Origin of the sequence: Peribacillus sp. Aquil_B1 (assembly GCF_022603275.1) — a bacterium.
Taxonomy (GTDB): domain Bacteria; phylum Bacillota; class Bacilli; order Bacillales; family DSM-1321; genus Peribacillus.
The window spans coordinates 284,894-307,354 of record NZ_JAKXEE010000002.1 but is presented as its reverse complement, the minus strand read 5'-3'; the positions used below and the strand labels follow the sequence as shown (position 1 = coordinate 307,354).

The window sequence follows — 22,461 nt, the reverse complement described above, 5'->3', positions numbered from 1 at the left end:
TATGGTAGAAAAAACATTTACAGTAACTGCAGAAACAGGAATTCACGCTCGTCCGGCTACATTGCTTGTACAAGCTGCAGGAAAATTCGATTCAGAAATAAACCTTGCTTATAAAGAGAAAAAAGTGAACCTTAAGTCCATTATGGGTGTAATGTCTCTAGGTATTGGCAAAGGGGCGGAAATTACGATTTCTGCTGAAGGAAGCGATGAAAATGATGCACTGAACACACTTGCTGAAACGTTGAATAGAGAAGGATTAGCAGAATAATGTCCACTTTGATTAGTGGAATAGCAGCTTCAAACGGAATAGCCATCGCTAAAGCCTATCGACTGACTGAGCCTGATTTATCGATCGAAAAAAGAAGCATAGAAGATGTCGGGGCTGAAATATCCCGTTTTAAGGAAGCTATTCAAAAGTCAACGAATGAATTGGAGATAATCAGGGATAAAGCCGAAAAGGATTTAGGGGCGGATAAGGCCGCTATCTTTGACGCACACCTGCTTGTTTTGGCTGATCCGGAACTTATCACTCCAATTCAGGATAAAATTCAATCAGAAGGCGTCAACGCTGAGTTTTCCTTAAATGAAACCGCAAGCATGTTCATTACGATGTTTGAACAAATGGATAATGAATACATGAAGGAACGTGCAGCGGATATCCGTGACGTCACGAAACGGGTGCTGTCGCATCTTTTAGGTGTTCATATTCCAAATCCGAGCATGATTGCTGAAGAAGTGATCATCATTGCGGAGGATTTGACTCCATCCGATACAGCGCAGTTGAATCCGGCATATGTTAAAGGATTTACGACCGATATCGGTGGACGTACATCCCATTCAGCCATAATGGCACGTTCATTGGAAATTCCAGCAGTCGTTGGAGCGAAGTCAGTGACCTCTTCCATTGATAATGGTGACTTGGTCATAATTGACGGATTAAAGGGTGAAGTTCACATCAATCCTACTCCTGAACTCGTGAAACGCTACGAAGAGGAGCAGGAAGCTTATGCTAGGCAAAAGGCTGAGTGGGCGAAGCTGGTTAATGAAAAAACCGTTACAAATGATGGCCATCATGTGGAATTGGCAGCCAATATTGGTACGCCGAAAGACCTGGAGGGCGTACATCAAAATGGCGGTGAAGGCATCGGGTTATATCGTACGGAATTTCTTTATATGGGCAGAAACGACTTTCCAAGTGAAGAAGAACAGTTCGAGGCATACAAAGCGGTGCTGGAAGGAATGTCAGGTAAGCCTGTAGTCGTCAGAACGCTTGACATAGGCGGAGACAAGGAGTTGCCTTACTTAGAGCTTCCTAAGGAAATGAATCCTTTCCTTGGATACCGTGCGATTCGCCTTTGCTTAAATGAACAGGAGATTTTCCGGACCCAGCTCCGTGCCCTGCTTCGTGCAAGCATTTACGGAGATTTGAAAATCATGTTCCCGATGATTGCCACGCTTGCTGAATTCCGTGAAGCTAAAGCCGTCTTGGCTGAAGTTAGGCAGGAATTGCTTGACAATGGTATTCAGGTTGCCGAAAAAATTGAAGTCGGAATCATGGTTGAAATCCCTTCAACTGCAGTGATGGCGGATATATTTGCTAAGGAAGTCGATTTCTTCAGCATAGGCACTAATGACTTGATTCAGTATACGATGGCCGCTGACCGAATGAATGAGAGAGTATCCTATTTATATCAACCATATAACCCAGCGATTCTACGCCTGGTTAAAATGGTCATAGATGCAGCTCATAAAGAAGGGAAATGGGCCGGGATGTGCGGGGAAATGGCTGGAGATGAAATTGCCATACCGATTTTGATCGGATTGGGTCTTGATGAATTCTCAATGAGTGCCACTTCGATTTTAAAAGCACGTGCTTTAATTAGCCAACTTTCGCTTGAAGAGATGAAAAAACTATCTCAGGAAGTTTTAGGGCTGGATACGAATGATAATGTGAAAGAAGCGGTAATTAACGCTTTGAAGAAATAAAAAAAATGAGGAAAAATGGCACCCCATCCACAGAATCTTCGGATGGGGTGCTTTCCTGTAATTTTTTCTTGAACATTTAAGAAAAAATGTTTATTGCACTAAAATCGGGGTAAATAAAAAGCAAGCACAGTTGTTTGGCTCTATTAGGGCAGCTGACATTCTCATTTCCCCCTTTGACGCCGGTTGGGTTATCCAACCGGCTATTTTTTTGTAAATAAAAATCACAATAATGATTATTCAGATTTTTCACTTTACGGTAATGGCGATATAATGGAATTATGATTTTAAGAAAATGGAGGTTAAATATAATATGGAATTACATTTGAAAAAGAAAAATGCCTTGATTTTAGCTTCAAGTCAAGGTTTGGGGAAGGCTATGGCAGCTGAATTGGTTAAGGAAGGGGCAAATGTCATGCTGGCAAGCCGTGATGGAGAAAAGCTTGCCGCAGTACAAAGGGAGTTATCCGAGCTTGGGACGGGTAAAGTTTCTTATATGGTAACGGATATAACAAAAGCTGAAGATATTAAAAGCCTGGTTGGGCAAACTGCTGAGGAATTCGGCGGTATCGATATCCTTATTAATAACGCCGGAGGTCCTCCAGGGGGTTCGTTTACAGATTTCAATGATGAAGAATGGCAACAGTCCTTCGAACTTAATTTACTAAGTTTCATAAGGACGATCCGTGAAAGCTTGCCACATTTAAAAAAACAGGGCGGGAAAATTGTTAATATTGCTTCTTCATCTATTAAGGAACCGATTCCAGGTTTGATATTATCGAATACATTCCGGACGGCAATCGTTGGATTGTCAAAGACGTTAGCTTCAGAATTAGCACCGGACCGGATTTTGATCAATACAGTCGGTCCAGGAAGAATCGCAACAGACCGGGTTCAGCACCTTGATGAAATGAATGCGGAGAAACTAGGCATCACTCCTGAGAAGGTGACTGAACAATCGATTAACAAAATCCCTCTTGGCCGTTATGGGGAACCCGAGGAATTTGCAAAATTCGTTACTTTCCTTGTTTCAGGCGCCAATACATATTTAACGGGCCAGTCGTATCTAGTTGACGGAGGAATGATAAAGTCCATTTAAGGATTTTTGAAACAAAATGATTGGGAGGAATCTGCAATATGCAATCGAACAAAGTGATCGGCTTCATAGGTTTAGGAGTGATGGGAAAAAGCATGGCCGCAAATCTTCTTAAGGCGGGATTTGAGGTGTTTGTTTATACAAGGACGAAAGATAAGGCAAGTGAACTGCTCTCAAAGGGTGCGAAGTGGGCATCTGAACCAAGGGAAATTGCGCAGAAAGCTAATGTGATCATTTCCATGGTAGGATACCCTAGTGATGTGGAAGAAATCTATCTTGGGGAAAATGGGCTTATTGAGAACGGGAAACAAGGAACCCATTTAATCGATATGACGACCTCCACTCCATCTTTGGCAGTGAAAATAGCAGAGGAAGCCAAGAAAAAAGGCATGGAATCATTGGATGCACCGGTTTCCGGAGGAGATATTGGTGCTCGTGATGCGAAGCTTACGATCATGGTCGGCGGTTCTAGTGAGGCATTTGAAGCTGTCCTGCCCATTTTTGATATCATTGGCAGCAATGTAGTCCATCAAGGCCCGGCTGGCTCAGGACAGCATACGAAAATGTGCAATCAAATCGCCATTGCTTCCAATATGATCGGAGTGACTGAAGCGATTTCCTATGCCAAAAAGGCGGGGTTGGATCCGGACCGGGTTTTAAGGAGCATATCATCGGGCTCTGCCGGAAGCTGGTCACTGTCCAATCTTGTACCGCGAATGGTTGAAGGGGATTTTGAGCCGGGTTTTTATATCAAGCATTTTATCAAGGATATGAAGATTGCACTTGATGAAGCGGAAAGAATGGGAATGGACGCTCCTGGATTAAGCCTGAGCAAATCCCTATATGAGGGGCTGGCAGAAGCTGGTGAGGAAAATAGCGGTACACAGGCATTATATAAACATTATAATAAGTGCTAGCATTTCTATATCATGAATAAGCTGATAGCGACAGCCTTTACAAAAAGGAGTGATAGCTATGGGCGAATTCGATGATATCAATATGAAATTCCAGGAATTAGAAGATGGTCGATATATTGTAAGGATTGAAGGTTTTAAGCGAGAAAAAACCATTCATCAAACAAAGCCCATTCGTTGGGATCTGAAATTAATGAATGAAAGTCCGCTGATACTGCCGGTGAAATTCAGTCATATCGAAACGAATGCCGGTTTTCAGATCCTGATGCGCGAATTGAAGAGTTTAGGTTTTTCAAAGCCGCGCTCTGCAAAGGAATTTGAAGAAGTGATGGCGGATTTACTTGGGTCAATCGTTGAAGTGAGTCTTACCACGACAAATAAGGAAGAGGGATATCGGGAAATTCGTTTCTTACGGAGGCTGTATTAGTTGACTGACTTGGTGAAACCTTCGGTAGGGATGACATCTTTGAAAATAGGAAAATGGCCTTCAATTGTTCATTCAATTGAAGGCCACTTTTTTTCGGTTACTTTATGGCTAAAAAAGCCTCAATACGATCCAAAGCCTTTTCCAGGGTTTCCATGGAGTATGCATAAGATATCCTGAAGTACCCTTCACCAAGGGGAGAAAATGCATCTCCAGGGACCACTGCCACTTTTTCCTGTTGAACAAGCTTTAGGCAAAAATCAAGCGAAGTGGCATAGCCTTCAGGCAGCTTTATAAAGAAGTAAAAGGCCCCGTTTGGTTTGACTGTTTCCAGGTTCATCGCTTGTAAGCGGCTGAATACGTAATCCCGTCTCCGAGCATACTCAGTCTTCATGGGAATGGCATCATCTCTGCCTGCCGTCAATGCTGCCAAGGCAGCTCTCTGCGATATCGAGGCGGCACAGGTCACATTGTATTGGTGAACCTTTAAAAGATGCTGAGAGATGGCTGCAGGCGCAAACAGAAGGCCGATCCTCCACCCGGTCATGGAATGGGACTTGGAAAGTCCGTTCAGGACGATGGTTTGTTCTTTTAAGAAAGTGGCAATCGAAACATGCTCCTGATCGAATACCAGTTCACTGTATATCTCATCAGCCAATATGAAGATGTCCTTGCCCCTAACAAGTTCGGCAATGTCCAATAATTCTTCGGCAGATAATGTAACCCCGGTCGGATTCGATGGATAGGGCAGAACGATGCACCGAGTATGTTCCGTTATGTATTTTTCAAGTATATCTGCAGTCAAACGAAATCCATTTTTTGTTGTATCGGCATAAACAGGTGTTGCCCCGCACATCTTAATGATGGGTTCGTATCCCGGATATACCGGACCCGGTAATATGACTTCGTTCCCTGGGATGAGGATCGTCCGAAAGGTAATGTCTATGCCTTCGCTGGCACCAGAGGTCACTATCACTTCATTCGCCGGATCGTAGTTAAGCTTGTATTTATCCTTTACATAATTTGAAGCGGCTTCCCGTAATTCCAAATAGCCCGCATTGTGAGTATAAACGGTATAATCATTATCGATGGCTTGTTTTGCAGCTTCTTTAATATGCATCGGAGTTGGAAAGTCAGGCTGTCCTATCGTTAAGGAAATGGTGCCTTCGATATCAGCTACCATATTGTAGAATTTACGGATTCCTGATATTTTAACGTCTTTTACTAGAGGGTTTATTAAATGTTCCATCTATGAATGTCCTCCCTTTTCTAACTTCATGAATTATGTACTATGTTTGACTCATTCATTCTATTTTATCATTTAGTTTTGAGGGGGAGAAAACTTTTTGAGATTAATGAATTAAAGGTATAATGTTTGATAAGAAAATTTTGAGGGTTGATACATATGATAAGGACTTGCGCAATAACTTCTAATCATGAAGTCAGTTTTGGTTTACCGCTAACCGAAATGAATAATCCGGATATCGAGTGGTTCTGGGTGGATTTTTCCAACCCCACAAACAAGGAAATCGAACTTTTAACCAATCATTTTCACTTTCATCCACTGGCAATCGAAGACTGCCTGGATGATTTTAACCAACGTCCCAAAATGGATTTTTATGAGGGCTACCAATTTCTTGTAATACATGCTCTAAGGGAGAAGGTATTTAAAGCAGTGGAATTGGATATGTTTGTTGGTGAAAAATGGATAGTCAGTTTTCATAAGGAAGATATGCTTGAACTGGAAAAAGTATGGGAAGAAATTGCTGGTAACAAAATGTTGAAGCAAAGTCCATTTTTCTTGATGCATAGGATAATTGACAGGATCGTCGATGAATTTTTCCCGCCTGTTTATAAAATTGAAAGTGAATTGGGCAGCATTGAGGAAAATACTGAAAATGACACGATTAACGAATTGATGGATCAGCTATTCGATTTACGTACAGATATGTCCAGGCTCCGTCGGACCATATTGCCGATGCGTGACTTATTGTACAGAATGATTTCATCTGAGCGTCTGAATTACTTGAAAGATCAGCACCTTTATTTTAATGATGTATACGATCACCTTCTTAAATTGACTGAAATGCTTGAATCGTATCGAGATTTTTCGTCCGATATCCGAGATAGCTATTTGTCTGTGAACTCTAATAATATGAATTCAACGATGATGACATTGACTGTCATCACTACCATTTTCATGCCGCTGACCTTCATAGTGGGCGTATATGGAATGAATTTTGAATATATGCCGGAATTAAATTGGCATTATGGCTATTTCCTCATTCTCGGAATGATGGGCGGAATTGCCTTGATGATGTTTTTATTCTTTGTAAAAAAAGGTTGGCTCAATCCAAAGAAAAGGTCTCGAAGGAAGTGAAAAGACCCAACTGACCTCCTATTTTAAGTGGATTTGGAAGGGCCGCAAGGCGTTATATGCTGATCACTTTTATCGAAGAGACAGCCTTACGATCGATAGGATGGCAGGAATGGCAGCGGTGGAAAATGAGAATGGAAAAAGGGGACCCTGATGGGTCCCTTTTTAGTTTGGTATTAATAAATAATCACTTCTTGATTCTTTTTTTAGCTGTCCTCTAAACAAAAGAAATATTTAACCGAATTATTAGGTATGAGTTCATTGATGAAACCATGATATTTTTCCTGGCGGTTAAATGATTTATGGATGATGAAATGAAAAAGTAGAAGGGCGAGATGAAACAATGGAAGCAAATAAAGGAATATTACTTGAAAGTGGAACGAATGAGCTTGAGATCGTGGAATTCGGTCTCGGAAAGAATAAATTCGGCATTAACGTAATTAAGGTGAAGGAAATCATCAATCCTGTCCCCATCACGCTTGTCCCGCATTCGCATCCAAATGTGGAGGGGATCATTGAGCTTCGCGGAGAAGTCCTGCCAGTTGTGAATGTGGCGGATGCTTTAGGATTTCCGCCATCTGAAACTCCTGAGCAGGATAAATTCATAGTGGCTGAATTCAATCAGCAAAAAGTGGTTTTCCATGTCCATACCGTAACACAGATCCATCGTATTTCCTGGTCACAAATCGAAAAGCCTTCGGATATGTATCAAGGCCTTGAAAGTCAGATTATCGGAGTAATAAAATTAAATAGTGAAATGTTACTGTTACTCGATTTTGAAAAAATAGTGGTCGAAATCAATCCAGAATCAGGAATAAACATCCAACAGGTTAAAAAGCTTGGTATCCGGCAAAATTCAGACAAGAGAATCCTGATTGCAGAGGATTCTCCATTACTGAGAAAGCTGCTGTTTGAAACATTGTCAGAAGCTGGATTCAAGTACTTGGAGTTTTATGAAAATGGACTTGATGCATTTAATTATCTGGAGAATTTAATCGAATCAGGAAAATTGGTTGAAGAAGAAGTGCAACTGGTGATTACCGATATTGAGATGCCTCAAATGGATGGGCATCATTTGACTAGAAGAATAAAGGAAAACGGGGAACTCGCTGGATTGCCGGTGATTATTTTCTCTTCTTTGATTACGGATAGCCTGCGTCATAAAGGTCAGGTCGTAGGGGCTGACGCACAAATCAGCAAGCCTGAAATTGCAGAGCTAATAAAGTTGATAGACAGATTGGTATTATGAATGGGAAACGGGCCTGTGAGGCATTACCTCACGGCCCGTTTGGTTTATCAATGATCAATACTTGGAACCTTTTCCTAAAAAGGAGGATGGGAATGGATTGTGGAAAGGTTGCTTGACCGACCCACGCCCGTGAGCCCTTTTCTCGGTGTTGGCAGGATTCGGTTGTTTTTCACCTGCTTGTCCAACGTAAGATTGCAGAATCTGTTTTGCCTTGGATAATGACAATGCGGCTTTAGGGTTCCGTATGGAGGCTGCCCGGCTGCCGAGGTGGGGTAGTTTTTTCAAATCTTCCTTAGTGGGAGGTAAATGAAAAACATATGATCCGCATTCGACAATGACGTCGGATTGTTGTGCTGCAAAGCGAGGGTTATCAGAGAAATGAAGTCCAATCTTCTTCGCTTTTCCTTCTTGCATAAGCTTGCTTAATGCGAGCCGTTTTAAATTATATAAATTTTTGGGCTCCAATGCGGTCTTTGCATGTTTATTGACAATAAACACGGCTTGGGCAATGGAGTTAATCGAAAACTCATCCCTTTCAGAATGTCCTTTCGTTTGGTTCATCATGGAAACTCCTTTTCTTAATAAGGTTAGAAGGACGCTACAAACAGACGTCCTTCAATCAAAACCTGTTCTTATATATTGGTTGAAATAGAGACGTATATGCAACCAGGCAGAAACAGTGAAAAAACAATGCATGTACATCTCTAGGGTATGACCATCATTTCCTAACACTTTACCATCTATTCATTTTCATATTATACCACTTCAAAATATATAGGGAAGTAAAATTCAATCTGACGGCTTTTGGTCCAAGAAAAAGAAGGCGTTCAATGTCGCCTTCTGTGCAATCTTTATTGAGTGTATATATTGATATTTTCGGATACTCCAGCCTGTGCGCCGAATTGTTGTTGCTGGTAACCCTGAAAGCCTTGATAAGCAGGATAAGCTGGATAAGCAGGGTAAGGAGGGTAAGCGGGCGGGTATGGAGGAGGATATGGAGGATAGACAGGTGGACGGTTATTGAATAGCAATGGTCCAATTGCCAATCCTGCAACAAAAGCTACAGGCGCCAATAGAGGAAAGAAAGGAAAGAAGCGCTCGTCATTCCAATTTTCAGGTCCATATTCATTCCCATATACATTTCTGTATTCGTTCTGTAGCATCATGGTCTGTGGATAGTGGTAGTAAGGAAAATACTGTGTTTGCATAATTAGCCTCCTTTTCTCAAATTCTTTACATAGTATGGTTTTTTTTAAGAAAAGAGCCTGTTTCATCTTAATCTGTTATAATGAGTCTACTTATGAGAAAAATTCGGGGGGACCTTAATGGATCGATTAAAAAGCATTTTTGCAGTCGGTTTTGGAGGAGCGGCAGGAGCGATATTGCGATATTGTGTAATCTTGATTGCTGGCCATTCCTTCTTCCCGTTTGGAACCCTATTGATAAATATAGTAGGCAGCTTTTTGCTTGGAATGATCAATGGCTATTTCGCCGCGAAAAAGAAGTCGCTTGTTTTTTTAGCGATGGGCAGCGGGTTTTGCGGCGGCTTCACCACAATGTCCACATTTTCCCAAGAAGTGGTGAATCTACTGCAGACTTCTCTGGCATTGGCGGGACTCTATCTTGGAGCTACGCTTTTATTTGGTTTGGTCGCTGGTTTCCTCGGACTGGGCCTTTTTAATAGTCAAAGAGGTGACGCCCTTTGATTGAGGTTCTTTCAGTTTTTATAGGTGGCTTTTTTGGGGCGGCCTCTAGATATGTCTTGCAGCTTATTTTTAATAGGCTATTGCCAGCGGTCTCTATACCCATTAGCATTTTACTGATTAACCTTATAGGTTCCTTTGGGCTGGGGTTGGTGATTCCGCAAAAAGAGAGCTGGGCTTTATCTTTGCAGGTTTTTCTGACGATAGGTTTTCTGGGAGCCTTTACGACCTTTTCGACATTCAGTATGGAAACGCTTGAACTTATTAGAAAACACCGTTATATAGATAGCCTTATCTATATAACGGTGTCTGTTTTAGGGTGCATCGGCACTTTCCTCTGTGGCTATTTAAGTGTGGTATAACCTTTATGGCATTGCCGTTGATGCTGGTAAAAAAAACCTGGTTTTCTCGGATATACTTCTAATGCTATAATTCATAGGAGTCCATTACAAATGATACATGGCAACTAGTTGTTTTATCCGCACAGGTTTTGTTAATAAGTCTGGCGGTTTTCCCCTGTGTTCTTTTTCTTTCATTTTTCGGCTTGTAATTCGTAAACAGTCAACTCCGGACGTGAAAGAAAACGATAGGGGAGACGGGTAGTGCCAAGCCCTCTATTAACATGTAACGTTAATGAATCGATTTCATATGTGCCTTCCCGATACTTTTCAGCATATGGAGGAGTTACAAGTGCACCGGCAAACGGAATTTGTACTTGGCCTCCATGACTGTGGCCGCTTATTTGATATTGGATGTCGTAAGTCCTTGATATGTCGGCAAGGTCAGGGGCATGTGAAAGCATAATGGTGAACACTTCTTCCGGGATGCCGGAAAGGGCTTTTTCAAAATCCGGCTTTCCTAGCATGGCATCATCAACCCCGGCAATGATTATTTCTTCAGCCGTTAATAAGGTTATCTTAGCTGAGGTATTCTGCAACATGGTAAAATGGGATTTTTCCATGATATCGCTGTAAATTTCTGAGCCATATCCCCCATGATCATGGTTCCCGTAGATGCTGAACTTTCCAAGCGGCGCTTTGAGCTGATTCAAAACGAGAGGGATTTTCTGATGAGCCTTGTATTTATTAGGCTGGTCCATTAAATCTCCGGTAAATAAAATAACATCAGGGTCCAGTTGATTTATCTTATTGACAATTGCTTGTAAATCTTTAAGCTGAAATTGAAAGCCTAAATGCGTATCACTGAATTGGACCATTTTCATTCCATGAAAACCTTTTGGGATAAGCGGGTGGCTGATGATTTTATGCTTGGTTTCTAACCATTTCGGCTCCAAATTATGGGCATAATAGTTTCCGCCAATACCTAAACCGGTTATGGTAGCCAAGGTACCAAGACTTTTCTTTAAGAATGTTCTTCTTGATATGGGTTTATTCAAATTAATCAACCTATCTAATATAAAAATGTTACTTCCTCATACTAACAAACAATATACATAAATTGAAGAAAATATCTTCTATGAGCCTATGAAAAACATGTAAACTGGGGTTTGATGAAACCGTATCCGGTTTGAAATTGAACATCTATACGGAGGTAACATGATGACCGAACCAATGTTTATTACACTGATTATACTTCTATGCGCGATTGCGCTTTTTATACAAGGAAAATTTCGAGCTGATTTAATTGCACTTAGTGCACTATCCATACTGGGTTTATTGGGGATTCTTACCCTGGATGAACTGGTGGCCGGGTTTGCGAATCAAGTGGTCATCATGCTGGCTGGGCTATTCATTGTCGGTGCCGGCCTGTTAAATACAGGGATCGTGGAAAAAACAGGGAATAAGTTGTTGCGGTTATGTGGGGGCAGTGAATGGAAATCGCTGCTTATCGTCATGCTGACTGCAGGAATATTAAGTGCATTTTTAAGCGGAACAGGAATTGTTTCCATACTGCTTCCGCTCGTTATGAGCATGGCCTTACAACAAAAAACAAGTCCGACAAGGTATTTATTGCCCCTTGCCTATGCAAGCAGTATTGGGGGGCTATTAACACTTACCGGTACTCCCTCAAATATGATCGTTGCAGATGTATTACGGCAAAACGGAATAGGCACTTTAGAATTTTTTGACTTTACACCTGTTGGCTTAATCGCCTTTGCAGCTGGGTTATTCTTCATGTTGACACTCGGGCGCCTGTTGCTTCCCGAGAAAACGATTGCCGCAAACAACAGTGTCAAGGGACTGTCGGCAGGGGAGCTTGCCGGCATGTACAAAGTATATGACCGATTGCATTATCTGCATATACCCGCTACTTCCGATATTGTTGGAGAAAGGCTGTCAGACCTCCAGCTTCCTATTCAGTATGAATTGACTTTGATTGAAATCCAGCGAAAGCCAAAGGATAAGCAATTGCCGCTGCTGCAAAGACAGTTGACGATTTCAGCCAGGGCGGATGAAGTTCTTCATCCTGAAGATGTCATTTTGGTGTTTGGAGAAGAGGAAGCAGTTGAGAGATTGGCACTTAACTATGAACTGGAGTTTAAACATTTCAATACCGAACAAATAAAGAAACATTTTCTTAGCAGTAGATTTGGATTGACAGAAATATTGATCGTCCCGAATTCGGATTATGAAAATCAAACCTTGATAGATGTGCATTTTCGTGAGAAATACCAATGTAATGTGCTGGCAATCAATCGGAATGGCGAATATATTCAAGCGGACGTCGGAACGGAACGCTTGAAACCGGGGGATGCAATCCTGATACATGGGGAATGGGAGAACATTGAGAGGATTTCCTCGGATTTACAGGATGTCATCGTTATTGGAAGTACCTCGGATGATGGCTCTCCGGTCCACTCCAGGGGTAAAGCATGGATCGCCTTGGGAATCACTGCATTGATGGTCATTCTTTTATCGATGGAGTCCGTCCCTGCTGTACTATCGGTATTGACGGCAGCCTTGTTGATGGTGATCACTGGCTGTGTCCGTTCGATGGAGGATGCTTACCAAAAGATTAACTGGGAACCTGTTCTCTTGATTGCTGCCATGTTCGGAATAACGGCTGCTTTGGATAATACGGGTGGTGTGAGAATGATAAGTGATTGGCTGGCCGTTTTATTCAGTAATATCGGGGCACACGGCATATTGGCGGTCTTTTACCTCCTGACACTGATACTGAGCCAATTCATCCCGTATGGAGCCGCGACGGTAATCATGACGCCCATTGCCCTGACAGCTGCGGTGAATCAAGGAATCGATCCGCTTCCTGTGTTTCTATGCCTGGCCGTTGCTGGCAGTTTGGCGTTATCCACTCCAAGGGTGGCCACTACCAACGCGCTTGTCATGACGGCAGGTGATTACAAGCATAAAGATTTTATCATGATCGGGATATCCATACAGATCTTCATTGGTGTTATCATGGTGATCACCATTCCGTGGTTCTTCCCATTTTGATCAGACTTAAGGCATTGTTTCCATTTATGGACAATGCCTTTTCCATATATTTTTTTAAAAATCGATAAGATGAACGGGGATTTTAATGCTCTGAAAAAAGAGTTGTTCAGTAGGAATTAAAATTATTTATTATCAATGCCAGAAACTAATGGTATAATTTTGGCATATTGGTGTTTTCGTAATTAGGGGGAAGATGCATCATGGATACAGAAAAGATATTAAAGAATTTAGACAAGGTGACACCATTCTTTCAACCGATTTTCAGTGCAGATCAACATCAGGTAATCGGGTATGAAATTCTAGGGCGCTATGAGGAACAAGCGGAATATAAAAGCCTTGGCCCTTTTTTTCACGATTCTGCAGTGCCGGAAGAGTATAGGGTGGAAGTGGATAATTACGTACTTGAAATTGCCTTGGAGAGAATAAAAGACTATGGTGAAGATTTTCTTATCTTTATCAACAGAGATCCTAATTTGCTTATGTTGGATCATGGCGAAGAATTCATGGAGATTTTACATCGTCATTTTCAACCGGAGGAAATGCACCGGATCGTGCTGGAATTATCAGATACGATCAGTCCGGAAAACTTAGATCCTTTGCAGCATGTGCTTGCTTACTTTAAAACATATGGGATTAAGATAGCTTTAGATCATTTAGGGGAAGATACGCAATTGGACCGAATCGCCCAGATTTCTCCGAATATTTTAAAAGTTAACCTGGACCAGCTTCGCATTTCAGGTGGAGATGCCTATCAGGTCATTTTGTTTTCTCTAAGCATGCTTGCACGAAAAATCGGCGCCAATTTACTATTTGAAAACATTGAGTCCGAATACCAGCTTCGCTTCGCATGGAAGAATGGGGGACGATATTATCAAGGGTATTTTCTGGCGAAACCGGAAGGCGAGTTCATTAATAAAGATTTACTTCGTGAAAAATTCCATCAAGAATGTCAATCTTTCATTTCTTTAGAGACCAAGAAGCTTGAAGCAGTTTATCAAAAGACTTTGCAATTCAACGAGAATATGCAAAACTTCTTAAAACAGCATAAGCGGGCCGGCTCCCATGAAGAGTTTCTCGGAGTTTTGGCGAAAAAGTTGGATTCCGTATGTTTCCGGCTTTATATTTGTGATGAAGAGGGGTACCAAAAATCCCCCAATATCCTCCATAAGGACGGGCAATGGTTAGTCCAACCGAGCTATATGAATAAAAATTGGAGCTGGAGACCTTATTTTCTCGAAAATATCGTAAAGATGCGTAATCGGAAAACAGGAATACTATCCGATTTATACAGTGATATCGAAACGGGAGAAACCATTCGGACCTTTTCATATCCCCTGAATAATAAGGAATACATTTTCTGTGATCTTTCTTATAGTTATTTATATGAAAATGAAGCACTATTATAAAAAACGAAACATGAATATAATCGCTTTAAATGTGTAACGATAAGCAGAAATGATGCGCTTGGAGGAGACATATTTTGAGCACGTACATCTGGATTCTAATCATAATCGTTACAGTCATGGCGTTATATCTGCTCTTTTATACTTATTCTGTGGCAAGGGCACAGAAAGTGAAAGCCAAATATGATTCAACTATCGATGATTCAGTTAAAGAACATCCTTATTTAAAGAACCCGATATTCGTTTCTCTTTTAGTTGGGACGATTTTGGTTGCCGGTTTTATTTTTTACTATGCTTTTCGATAGCTGTAAGAAGAAGATTTCAATATAATGGAATCTTCTTTTTTTATTGTAAAGGATGGGCAATACGGAGAATGTGATTTTGTAGTTTGGCTTTGATCTGGACGGGTATTGAAAGATATGGGCAAATCCGAATCATTAGAAGAAATTCTATAACGAGGAGATGATTGTAATGAGTAAATATTTAGTTGCATGTCTTGCCAGTATCCTTCTATTTTTAAGTGGAGGGTTCACTGCTTCAGCGGAGGGCTTACATAGAGAGGAAGTACTGTCCTTAGTACAGGATGCCATGGAGAATCAAGGCTCGATCAGTGAGGAAGTGCGTACTAAGGAAGCGATTGAAGGGAAGTTGGATAAACATTTCACAGATGATTTCATCGAGAAGTTCGTCCAAGCGAATGTAGTGAAAGTTGATGGCGGTTATACCGCATTTGGATCAGATTTCGCTCCATATTATATCCCATTTTTCAGTTACGACAAAAATACGGAAATTATATATGGCAAAAACGGTGATTTCATTTATGTACAGGAGGAATTCCAGGACACAGGGGACGGACCTGTATCGATGGAAAAACATGTTGAATCAGTTACTTTGAAAAAGGAAAATGGAACTTGGAAAATAACGGAAGTTGAGTATGGAAGCGAAAAAATGAAATAAGTGATTTAGAGGAAAGTCCTTCAAAGCTGAAAAGTATGGAGGCTAAAAAGAAAAAGTCCAGGGAAGGCTACAGCCTTCCCTGGACTTTTTGTTATATATTCAGTTCTTTCTTTATTTCGTCCAATTCAAAACCAATAATGGCTTTCCCATCGATGACGACCGTCGGTGTGGAATACGCGCCATATTTATTCATTAGTTCATTTCGTGCGTGTCCATCCGCTTTAATATCTTTTTCTTTGTATACGACGTTATTATCATCAAAGAACATTTTCATGATTTTGCAGGGAGGGCAATCAGGTTGGGTATAGAGCGTAACGTCTTTCATTTCATTCCTCCATATATGCTTTAGGTAAGGTTTACTTTTTCATTATAGAGAATGCCAAGACATTTGAATAGGAAAAAACCTTAAGGAACATTCTACCGATCTTTTTCCTGTTTTATCAGGTAGTCTATCAATCCCATAGAACAAACGTTAAGGTCCATGGCAATGATATCAAAAACAGGATGATCACCGGTGATTCCTTTTTCACCTAAATGAACAGCGACCTCCGTGAAAATATTTTTACTGGTAGCTGCCACTTGTTCCTCGAAGCTAGCATATTCCCTATATGCCGATTTGGCAGTCTCAACGAATTTAGGCAGCCAGTAATGAAGTTGTTTATAGACTTCATTAGGATTTTCCGATACCCCGTAATGACCAAAATATATACGTTCGACGCCGATGCTTTCATACAAATCCGCTGCAGCAAGCATCGCATCGGGATTAAATTGGTTTGGCGATGTGGAAGGTAAGTAAAATTCCAAACCTTCTTCATCAAGTTCACGATAATAGATGCCTACGGTGTCACCTGAAAACATCCCTTTAGAAACTGAATCGAAAATGCTTAAATGATGGTTTGCGTGTCCTGGCGTGTCATAAAAGGTCAACTTGGAATTTTCACTTGTTTTTAGCGTTTCCCTATCATGTTTAGTCAGGATTCTATCTAATGGAATAGGTAATATCGGATCGAAAAGCTTGTTGAATTCTTCACCATAGACTGCTTTAGCCCCAGCGATCAAACGTGTTGGGTCTTCTAGATGCCGTGCACCTTTTGGGTGGACGATCACTTTCGCATTCGGACAATGCTGTAAAAAAAGTCCAGCTCCGCCTGCATGGTCCAAATGAATATGGGTAAGAATGATATATGTAATATCTTCGAGGGCGATTCCCAAATGTTCGAGCCCCTTCATTAAGCGGGGGATGGAAGGGCTGGCAGAAGTTTCGACTAAGGTGATGTCTTCATCGGCAATTACATATGTTCCTGTACGATTTCTTCTATCCAAATCAAAACCATCAATCAATGAAATGCGATATCCAAGCTCACTAATGTTTTGCAACAGAATCTACCCCCAGAAATTTTTTCATGTACAAAATCCATTCCTTATTTTATTCTGTTAATAGTGCCATGTAAAGAATGAAGTTTTAAATTATTCTGAATTTATTTCAGCGTGGCTACTGGATAGAAAAGTATGGTATAGTGGAACCTATCGAAAAGGTTTTATTCAGAAAGGAGAGGGAGTATGTCTCAATTACAGGGCATCCTTACCAGATTGAAAAGTCTTCAAGAGCAAGCGAAGGAATCTGAATCTGCTCAACGTTTTTTTGAAATAGATGGTGTGAAAAAGTGCCAGGTTACATATTTCAGCAAAACAGAAATGTTCGAGCTTGAAGTATACAGTGATAAAGGGAAATCATCTAAATATCAATTCGATAATATTGATATGATTACCATTGAAATCTTTGATCTTCTTCAATCTTAAAAAAATCACAAAAAGCCGCCTTCCATTGGAAGCGGCTTTTTTATTGTGAACCGGTCAATATTTACTTGAATGAAGTAGTGATTTTTACGACATCTTATTAATTGGAGGGATGTAAATGAAAAATCCAATGGTAATATGTCCGGAATGCGGTGAGGAAAGGGAAATGGAAAATGTATTAACGGCACAATCCAATCAAAATGTGATTTACCAATGCCCGGAATGCGGTTTTAAACAGGTTAACATCCAAACAAGTAAGGGCTAAGGGTCTATTGCGGAAATCCCGTCGTTTGGGATTTTATTGGTCTAGGAAGGAGCCTTTTCCGCTTACATATGTTAAACTATAGAAAGAGCTGTATATAAAAACATATGGTAAGGGGTTTTAACATGATCGGTACTCATGATGGGGATTTATTGGAATCCAGCGTTAAAGACTTAATGATTTCTTCTGAACGCGTGGCCCACGTGCAGGTAACCAATAATTTAGAACATGCACTATTGGTATTAACAAAGAGCGGTTATACGGCCATTCCTGTGTTAGATCCGATGTATAAACTGCATGGTTTAATTAGCACACCAGTCATTCTTGATTCAATCTTGGGACTGGAACGAATTGAATTTGATAATCTTGAGAATAAAAAAGTTTCCGAAATAATGAATATAGAAATACCTCGCCTTCATATTGAAGATACATTGACAAAAGGTGTGGAATTGTTGATTGATCATCCGTTTGTCTGTGTAGAAAATGACGAACATGTATTTGAAGGTATCTTAACGAGAAGGGCAATCTTGAAAAAGGTATTTAAACAAAATACACCTGATAAATAAGCAAGGCATAAAATGATGGTTAACCTCGAGACTCGCCAGTTGGCGAGTTTTCTTGTTTTTTACATATTCGATCCAGCTAGTGGTAAAGTCTATAAACAGGTAGGGTCTATGGGGAGGATGCTGAAATTGGGCCAAGAAGTGAATAGTGCTAAGGTGCAGAATAAAAAGTTGAAACGTCCCTTCATATTAGCTGCCATCATGTTGGCTATGTTTATGAATGCTATTGAAGGAACGATCGTTTCGACGGCAATGCCAGCCATTGTAAGTGATTTAGGTGGTTTTTCACTTTACAGCTGGGTGTTTTCAAGTTATTTGCTAATGAACGCCGTAACAGTCTTGATTTATGGTAAGCTATCGGATATTCTCGGGAGAAAACCTGTCCTATTATTTGGAATCGTTGTCTTTTTAATTGGCTCCATTCTTTGCGGCTTTGCAGATTCTATGACGGAACTCATCATTTATCGCTTTGTACAAGGTTTCGGGGCTGGGGCTGTAGCTCCTGTAGCGTCGACGATTGTTGGTGATATCTATAAAAATGAAGAGAGGGCCCGCGTTCAAGGGTATCTATCGAGCGTTTGGGGCATTTCAGCGGTAATGGGACCCGCTTTGGGCGGCGTGCTCGTTGAATCCCTGACGTGGAAGCTTGTCTTCTGGGTTAATGTTCCTTTAGGCTTGTTATCTTTTATTGGGATTTGGTTTTTCCTTCATGAAAAAATCGAAAAGAAAAAACGTGATATCGATTACCTAGGTGCAGCGCTATTGACGTTATCCATATCCACTCTTATGGTGATACTCGTAGAAGGAGGAGTGAAATGGTCATGGGCTTCAGCTCCGGTCATATCCTTGGCGTTAGTGGCCATCATCACCTTTATCTTATTCATCCTTCAGGAAAAGAAAGCGGCCGAACCGATGATGCCATTTGAAATTTGGCAGGAGCGTTCGATTCTGATTGCGAACCTTGTATCCCTGACGACAGGGGTGATGATGATTGGATTATCAAGTTTCCTCCCGACATTCGTTCAGGGCGTGATGGAGCGCTCGCCCACGGTGGCTGGTTTTACATTGACAGCCATGTCGATTGGCTGGCCGATCGCATCAATGGTCTCAGGCAGGTTATTGATGAAAATAGGATTCAAATCAACCTCGCTCCTTGGAGGCTGCTCATTGATACTTGGGAGTTTGATCCTAGTATGGATGAAGCCGGAGGCTGGGCCCCTGATTGCTGCCATGGGATCATTCTTTGTCGGTGTAGGCATGGGGTTGACTTCTACCTCATTCATTGTCGTCATTCAAAAAACAGTCAGCTGGGAACGCAGGGGTATTGCGACAGCTTCCAATATGTTCATGCGTAATTTAGGTAATACGGTAGGTGCCGCATTACTTGGAGGAATCATGAATATGAGACTTCAAGCCTATTTGAACGAGCATGCGCCCGAGGGCTCGGGAGTGACGATAGATACGGCTAACAAACTGTTGAACAGTGAAGAACGCATGTCGCTTCCTGAAAATGTTGTGAAGGTTTTGCAGGAAGGACTTACATTGTCACTGCAGACCATTTATCTTATCGTTCTAATCTTCTCTATAATCAGCTTCCTGTTACTTACGAGACTAAGAAAGAATAAGAAGGCATAGGAAAAAAAGGCAGACTCTTTAAATGGAGTTTGCCTTTTTTAAGGAGACGCGACTCTGATGATCAATTGAATCAATAAGGCGATCGTGACCGAATGTAAAATGAATTTCAATTGTCGAGTGGAGATTTTTTGAGCCACAAGCAGGGCCAGCTGTGAGCCGATCAGGGAACCGATCGTGTAATAAATGGCGATCTCCCAAGCAATGTTACCGGCAAGGAAAAAGGTGATGAATGCAGCAGTGCAGCTAATGAAAGTTTGGAGTCTAGTAAAAGCCAAGGATTGAAGGTAGGTGGCACCATTTCTTAAAAAGGTATACATGAGCATGGTTGCCTGTCCCGGTCCGAACATTCCGTCATAGACACTGATTCCGAATAGGGATGGATAAACTTTTTTTGGGAGATGCCAATCCGTTTCATCGGAAGGTTTCGGTTTTTTTATGAAATTCATGATCAAAGCGATAGTCAAAAGACAGATGGCCAATAGATTCATCGCCTTTTCAGAGAATGAATTAGCAAGCAGCCCGCCACAAAAGCCACCGAAAAGGGCAAATGGGATTAACTGGAGGGCATCCTTCAATTTTAACTGTTTCTTCTTGAGTAATATATAAAAACTGGAAAAGGAAGAAAACATATTGGAAAACTTGACTGAACCAATAACCTGGTGTATGGGTAAACCTAACAACAGAAGGGATGGCATGCCGATAAGACCGCCGCTCCCGGCCAATGTACCGACAAAGGATGCTGCAAAACTGATGGCAAGCAATAAAATGATCGTCAAAGGATAACCACTCCGTTTCTTTTCTCTTGTATTATAAGCCGACTTTGTTGATAATAAAATTTAAATAAATTAATTCATCATGATAAGATTTGATTATCAAGAGGTTGGTGTGTATGTCATTTTCAGAATTTCATTTATTATCCGTGCTTGCTCAGGAAATGAATATGAGAAAAGCTGCTGAGCGGCTGTTCGTTTCCCAGCCGGCTTTATCTCAGCGTTTACAATCAATAGAAAAGGATTGGGGCTCGAAACTGTTTTTGCGTTCACAAAAAGGGCTGTCACTGACGCCAGCAGGCGAAGCGGTAATTCGTCTGGCCAATGAAGTTATAGAAAAAGAAGAAAAGGTCAGGGAAAGCATCCAAGCTATGGACCATGAAGTATATGGCACTTTGAAAATAGCCTGCGCCTCGATTGTCGGTCAAAATTGGCTGCCGCAAGTATTGAAAAAGTTCGTCCAAAAATACCCGTATGCCAAAATTTCCTTGATCACTGGCTGGAGCAGTGAGATTTTAAAGTCTTTGTATGAAGGGCAAGTACATATTGGCATCATAAGAGGGGCCCCGGATTGGAAAGGGGTAAAACAGCACTTATTCACGGATATGCTTTATTTGGTGGATACTGAAATGAAGGAACTGAATCAAGTGTTCGAAACGGACCGGCCATTCATTCAGTTTAAAAGCGATTCGAATTATTACCAGGAAATCCAGGACTGGTGGCATCGGCAATTTAAAACGACACCAAAAAACACCATAGTCGTGGACCAAATCGAAACATGCAAACAAATGGTGTTTAATGGTATAGGATATGCGATTCTGCCAGCCATCACTTTACATGATAAAGATACGAATGTATTTAAAATCCCTCTACTGGATGGGCATAACCACTCAATCGAACGTGATACATGGCTTTGCGGCTATGAATCTGCCTTTCAGTTAAAGCAAGTCCAGGCATTCACGGAAGTGGTGAAAGAGCATATTCGCGACCAAGGAATGTTATAGGTCCGCCTACAAAAATGTCAATAGGGCAGAATAATATATAAGAGTGACATTCAACTTGTCTTGCCGGCTGTTGTCTGGTAAATTTAAAACGAGTAATGATACATATTTAGGAGGTTTACCCGGAATGAATAAAATGGATGCAAACGAAATTATTTCTTTTATCTCAAATAGTAAAAAATCTACACCTGTAAAGGTATATGTCAAAGGTGATTTAGAAGGCATGGATTTTGGTCCAACTTCTAAAACTTTCATTACAGGAAATACAGGGGTTGTATTCGGTGAGTGGTCTGAAGTCGAAGAAGCAATCAAGGCAGCAGGAACAAAAATCGAGGATTATGTAGTTGAAAATGATCGTCGTAACTCCGCCATTCCTTTATTGGACCTAAAAGGCATCAAAGCCCGTATCGAGCCTGGCGCAATAATTCGGGACCAAGTATCCATTGGAGACAACGCAGTCATCATGATGGGTGCATCAATCAATATTGGTTCTGTTATCGGTGAAGGTACAATGATCGACATGAACGCAATACTGGGCGGGCGTGCAACAGTGGGCAAAAACTGTCACGTAGGTGCAGGTGCCGTTTTAGCAGGTGTCATCGAGCCTCCTTCCGCACAACCGGTCATTTTGGAAGATGATGTGTTAATCGGAGCCAATGCGGTCGTACTAGAAGGTGTCAAAATCGGTGAAGGTTCCGTTGTGGCTGCTGGTGCAGTTGTAACGAAAGACGTTCCTCCATACTCCGTGGCTGCTGGTATCCCGGCAAGGGTCATTAAACAAATTGACGAAAAAACAAAATCAAAAACAGAAATCATGCAAGAACTTCGTCAACTTTAATTTCTTTAGTGAATATTGCCTGAAGCGTGGATAAATATATCCACGCTTTCTGTATAGGGAGGGAATAATGTGA

The 22,461-nt window shown here is 41.2% G+C and carries 26 protein-coding genes; 19 read left to right on the top strand and 7 right to left on the bottom strand.

The window, feature by feature from the left end; all coding sequences use genetic code 11:
- The first annotated feature begins 1 nt into the window (after nt 1).
- The 5 genes from MPH60_RS15185 to MPH60_RS15165 all read left to right on the top strand — a co-directional run bounded on the left by MPH60_RS15185 (nt 2) and on the right by MPH60_RS15165 (nt 4,420).
- Nucleotides 2-268, top strand: a complete 267-nt coding sequence (locus tag MPH60_RS15185) for a phosphocarrier protein HPr (protein WP_034314127.1) — start codon at nt 2-4, stop codon at nt 266-268.
- Nucleotides 268-1,986 (top strand): phosphoenolpyruvate--protein phosphotransferase, encoded by a 1,719-nt coding sequence (gene ptsP / locus MPH60_RS15180; RefSeq protein WP_241590454.1) that lies wholly within the window; start codon nt 268-270, stop codon nt 1,984-1,986. The genes MPH60_RS15185 and ptsP overlap by 1 nt, the downstream gene beginning before the upstream one ends.
- A gap of 310 nt (nt 1,987-2,296) precedes the next feature.
- The gene (locus MPH60_RS15175) at nt 2,297-3,082 is read left to right on the top strand and encodes an SDR family oxidoreductase (protein ID WP_241590453.1); all 786 of its coding nucleotides are present in this window, start codon (nt 2,297-2,299) and stop codon (nt 3,080-3,082) included.
- 38 nt (nt 3,083-3,120) lie between these two features.
- Nucleotides 3,121-3,996 (top strand): NAD(P)-dependent oxidoreductase, encoded by an 876-nt coding sequence (locus MPH60_RS15170; protein ID WP_241590452.1) that lies wholly within the window; start codon nt 3,121-3,123, stop codon nt 3,994-3,996.
- A 58-nt stretch (nt 3,997-4,054) separates the two neighbouring features.
- The gene (locus MPH60_RS15165; RefSeq protein ID WP_034314117.1) at nt 4,055-4,420 is read left to right on the top strand and encodes a hypothetical protein; all 366 of its coding nucleotides are present in this window, start codon (nt 4,055-4,057) and stop codon (nt 4,418-4,420) included.
- 97 nt (nt 4,421-4,517) lie between these two features.
- Here MPH60_RS15165 and MPH60_RS15160 read toward each other — a convergent pair whose 3' ends face one another.
- Entirely contained in the window at nt 4,518-5,666 is a 1,149-nt protein-coding gene (locus MPH60_RS15160; protein ID WP_241590451.1) for an aminotransferase A, read from the bottom strand.
- A 156-nt stretch (nt 5,667-5,822) separates the two neighbouring features.
- Between MPH60_RS15160 and corA the strand changes: the two genes are divergently transcribed.
- Both corA and MPH60_RS15150 read left to right on the top strand, forming a co-directional pair.
- Nucleotides 5,823-6,797, top strand: a complete 975-nt coding sequence (corA, locus tag MPH60_RS15155; RefSeq protein ID WP_241590450.1) for a magnesium/cobalt transporter CorA — start codon at nt 5,823-5,825, stop codon at nt 6,795-6,797.
- Between the two features lie 340 nt (nt 6,798-7,137).
- Entirely contained in the window at nt 7,138-8,043 is a 906-nt protein-coding gene (locus MPH60_RS15150; protein WP_241590449.1) for a chemotaxis protein, read from the top strand.
- A gap of 54 nt (nt 8,044-8,097) precedes the next feature.
- Here the strand turns inward: MPH60_RS15150 and MPH60_RS15145 are convergent, their stop codons facing one another.
- Together MPH60_RS15145 and MPH60_RS15140 are read right to left on the bottom strand one after the other, a co-directional pair.
- Nucleotides 8,098-8,604 carry a YkyB family protein gene (locus MPH60_RS15145; protein ID WP_241590448.1) on the bottom strand — a complete coding sequence of 169 codons (507 nt, stop codon included), beginning with the start codon at nt 8,602-8,604 and terminating at the stop codon, nt 8,098-8,100.
- Nucleotides 8,605-8,894: 290 nt separating this feature from the next.
- The gene (locus tag MPH60_RS15140) at nt 8,895-9,206 is read right to left on the bottom strand and encodes a hypothetical protein (RefSeq protein ID WP_405390614.1); all 312 of its coding nucleotides are present in this window, start codon (nt 9,204-9,206) and stop codon (nt 8,895-8,897) included.
- Nucleotides 9,207-9,368: 162 nt separating this feature from the next.
- Between MPH60_RS15140 and MPH60_RS15135 the strand changes: the two genes are divergently transcribed.
- Together MPH60_RS15135 and crcB are read left to right on the top strand one after the other, a co-directional pair.
- Nucleotides 9,369-9,749, top strand: a complete 381-nt coding sequence (locus MPH60_RS15135) for a fluoride efflux transporter FluC (RefSeq protein WP_241590446.1) — start codon at nt 9,369-9,371, stop codon at nt 9,747-9,749.
- Entirely contained in the window at nt 9,746-10,108 is a 363-nt protein-coding gene (gene crcB / locus MPH60_RS15130; RefSeq protein WP_241590445.1) for a fluoride efflux transporter CrcB, read from the top strand. The genes MPH60_RS15135 and crcB overlap by 4 nt, the downstream gene beginning before the upstream one ends.
- 170 nt (nt 10,109-10,278) lie before the next feature.
- Here the strand turns inward: crcB and MPH60_RS15125 are convergent, their stop codons facing one another.
- Nucleotides 10,279-11,142, bottom strand: a complete 864-nt coding sequence (locus tag MPH60_RS15125) for a metallophosphoesterase (RefSeq protein WP_241590444.1) — start codon at nt 11,140-11,142, stop codon at nt 10,279-10,281.
- Between the two features lie 160 nt (nt 11,143-11,302).
- On the opposite strand from MPH60_RS15125, the gene MPH60_RS15120 reads away from it, so the two are divergent.
- From MPH60_RS15120 to MPH60_RS15105, 4 genes are all read left to right on the top strand, one after another.
- Complete coding sequence (locus tag MPH60_RS15120; protein WP_241615846.1) at nt 11,303-13,162, top strand: SLC13 family permease; 1,860 nt, start codon at nt 11,303-11,305, stop codon at nt 13,160-13,162.
- Nucleotides 13,163-13,362: 200 nt separating this feature from the next.
- A complete protein-coding gene (locus MPH60_RS15115; protein ID WP_241590442.1) occupies nt 13,363-14,568 on the top strand; it encodes an EAL domain-containing protein in 1,206 nt (401 codons plus the stop codon).
- A 74-nt stretch (nt 14,569-14,642) separates the two neighbouring features.
- Nucleotides 14,643-14,870: a hypothetical protein gene (locus MPH60_RS15110; protein ID WP_241590441.1), complete on the top strand. Its 228-nt coding sequence runs from the start codon at nt 14,643-14,645 to the stop codon at nt 14,868-14,870.
- Between the two features lie 166 nt (nt 14,871-15,036).
- Complete coding sequence (locus MPH60_RS15105) at nt 15,037-15,522, top strand: DUF3993 domain-containing protein (protein WP_241590440.1); 486 nt, start codon at nt 15,037-15,039, stop codon at nt 15,520-15,522.
- Between the two features lie 91 nt (nt 15,523-15,613).
- Here the strand turns inward: MPH60_RS15105 and MPH60_RS15100 are convergent, their stop codons facing one another.
- Both MPH60_RS15100 and MPH60_RS15095 read right to left on the bottom strand, forming a co-directional pair.
- On the bottom strand, nt 15,614-15,847 hold the full coding sequence (locus MPH60_RS15100; protein ID WP_241590439.1) for a glutaredoxin family protein: 234 nt from the start codon (nt 15,845-15,847) through the stop codon (nt 15,614-15,616).
- Nucleotides 15,848-15,939: 92 nt separating this feature from the next.
- Nucleotides 15,940-16,899 (bottom strand): MBL fold metallo-hydrolase, encoded by a 960-nt coding sequence (locus MPH60_RS15095; RefSeq protein WP_241590438.1) that lies wholly within the window; start codon nt 16,897-16,899, stop codon nt 15,940-15,942.
- A gap of 183 nt (nt 16,900-17,082) precedes the next feature.
- On the opposite strand from MPH60_RS15095, the gene MPH60_RS15090 reads away from it, so the two are divergent.
- The 4 genes from MPH60_RS15090 (at nt 17,083) to MPH60_RS15075 (ending at nt 19,779) form a co-directional block, all read left to right on the top strand.
- Complete coding sequence (locus MPH60_RS15090) at nt 17,083-17,322, top strand: YkuJ family protein (protein WP_034314086.1); 240 nt, start codon at nt 17,083-17,085, stop codon at nt 17,320-17,322.
- A gap of 115 nt (nt 17,323-17,437) precedes the next feature.
- On the top strand, nt 17,438-17,584 hold the full coding sequence (locus tag MPH60_RS15085; RefSeq protein WP_241590437.1) for a hypothetical protein: 147 nt from the start codon (nt 17,438-17,440) through the stop codon (nt 17,582-17,584).
- A gap of 122 nt (nt 17,585-17,706) precedes the next feature.
- Nucleotides 17,707-18,147 carry a cyclic-di-AMP-binding protein CbpB gene (gene cbpB / locus MPH60_RS15080; RefSeq protein ID WP_063232001.1) on the top strand — a complete coding sequence of 147 codons (441 nt, stop codon included), beginning with the start codon at nt 17,707-17,709 and terminating at the stop codon, nt 18,145-18,147.
- 117 nt (nt 18,148-18,264) lie between these two features.
- Nucleotides 18,265-19,779: an MDR family MFS transporter gene (locus tag MPH60_RS15075; protein ID WP_241615854.1), complete on the top strand. Its 1,515-nt coding sequence runs from the start codon at nt 18,265-18,267 to the stop codon at nt 19,777-19,779.
- A gap of 38 nt (nt 19,780-19,817) precedes the next feature.
- Here MPH60_RS15075 and MPH60_RS15070 read toward each other — a convergent pair whose 3' ends face one another.
- Nucleotides 19,818-20,555, bottom strand: coding sequence for a sulfite exporter TauE/SafE family protein (locus MPH60_RS15070; RefSeq protein ID WP_241590436.1), 738 nt, complete (start codon nt 20,553-20,555; stop codon nt 19,818-19,820).
- 113 nt (nt 20,556-20,668) lie between these two features.
- Here MPH60_RS15070 and MPH60_RS15065 point away from each other — a divergent pair, with 113 nt between their 5' ends.
- Both MPH60_RS15065 and dapD read left to right on the top strand, forming a co-directional pair.
- Entirely contained in the window at nt 20,669-21,553 is an 885-nt protein-coding gene (locus MPH60_RS15065) for a LysR family transcriptional regulator (protein WP_063231999.1), read from the top strand.
- Nucleotides 21,554-21,677: 124 nt separating this feature from the next.
- Nucleotides 21,678-22,388, top strand: a complete 711-nt coding sequence (gene dapD / locus MPH60_RS15060) for a 2,3,4,5-tetrahydropyridine-2,6-dicarboxylate N-acetyltransferase (RefSeq protein ID WP_101224529.1) — start codon at nt 21,678-21,680, stop codon at nt 22,386-22,388.
- Nucleotides 22,389-22,461 lie beyond the last annotated feature (73 nt).

Excerpts from the sequence above, each read along its gene's own strand:
- MPH60_RS15185 (WP_034314127.1), top strand. The coding sequence starts at position 2 with ATGGTAGAAAAAACATTTACAGTAACTGCAGAAACAGGAATTCACGCT.
- ptsP (WP_241590454.1), top strand. The coding sequence starts at position 268 with ATGTCCACTTTGATTAGTGGAATAGCAGCTTCAAACGGAATAGCCATC.
- MPH60_RS15175 (WP_241590453.1), top strand. The coding sequence starts at position 2,297 with ATGGAATTACATTTGAAAAAGAAAAATGCCTTGATTTTAGCTTCAAGT.
- MPH60_RS15170 (WP_241590452.1), top strand. The coding sequence starts at position 3,121 with ATGCAATCGAACAAAGTGATCGGCTTCATAGGTTTAGGAGTGATGGGA.
- MPH60_RS15165 (WP_034314117.1), top strand. The coding sequence starts at position 4,055 with ATGGGCGAATTCGATGATATCAATATGAAATTCCAGGAATTAGAAGAT.
- MPH60_RS15160 (WP_241590451.1), bottom strand. The coding sequence starts at position 5,666 with ATGGAACATTTAATAAACCCTCTAGTAAAAGACGTTAAAATATCAGGA.
- corA (WP_241590450.1), top strand. The coding sequence starts at position 5,823 with ATGATAAGGACTTGCGCAATAACTTCTAATCATGAAGTCAGTTTTGGT.
- MPH60_RS15150 (WP_241590449.1), top strand. The coding sequence starts at position 7,138 with ATGGAAGCAAATAAAGGAATATTACTTGAAAGTGGAACGAATGAGCTT.
- MPH60_RS15145 (WP_241590448.1), bottom strand. The coding sequence starts at position 8,604 with ATGAACCAAACGAAAGGACATTCTGAAAGGGATGAGTTTTCGATTAAC.
- MPH60_RS15140 (WP_405390614.1), bottom strand. The coding sequence starts at position 9,206 with ATGCTACAGAACGAATACAGAAATGTATATGGGAATGAATATGGACCT.
- MPH60_RS15135 (WP_241590446.1), top strand. The coding sequence starts at position 9,369 with ATGGATCGATTAAAAAGCATTTTTGCAGTCGGTTTTGGAGGAGCGGCA.
- MPH60_RS15120 (WP_241615846.1), top strand. The coding sequence starts at position 11,303 with ATGATGACCGAACCAATGTTTATTACACTGATTATACTTCTATGCGCG.
- MPH60_RS15115 (WP_241590442.1), top strand. The coding sequence starts at position 13,363 with ATGGATACAGAAAAGATATTAAAGAATTTAGACAAGGTGACACCATTC.
- MPH60_RS15105 (WP_241590440.1), top strand. The coding sequence starts at position 15,037 with ATGAGTAAATATTTAGTTGCATGTCTTGCCAGTATCCTTCTATTTTTA.
- MPH60_RS15100 (WP_241590439.1), bottom strand. The coding sequence starts at position 15,847 with ATGAAAGACGTTACGCTCTATACCCAACCTGATTGCCCTCCCTGCAAA.
- MPH60_RS15090 (WP_034314086.1), top strand. The coding sequence starts at position 17,083 with ATGTCTCAATTACAGGGCATCCTTACCAGATTGAAAAGTCTTCAAGAG.
- MPH60_RS15085 (WP_241590437.1), top strand. The coding sequence starts at position 17,438 with ATGAAAAATCCAATGGTAATATGTCCGGAATGCGGTGAGGAAAGGGAA.
- cbpB (WP_063232001.1), top strand. The coding sequence starts at position 17,707 with ATGATCGGTACTCATGATGGGGATTTATTGGAATCCAGCGTTAAAGAC.
- MPH60_RS15075 (WP_241615854.1), top strand. The coding sequence starts at position 18,265 with ATGCTGAAATTGGGCCAAGAAGTGAATAGTGCTAAGGTGCAGAATAAA.
- MPH60_RS15065 (WP_063231999.1), top strand. The coding sequence starts at position 20,669 with ATGTCATTTTCAGAATTTCATTTATTATCCGTGCTTGCTCAGGAAATG.
- dapD (WP_101224529.1), top strand. The coding sequence starts at position 21,678 with ATGAATAAAATGGATGCAAACGAAATTATTTCTTTTATCTCAAATAGT.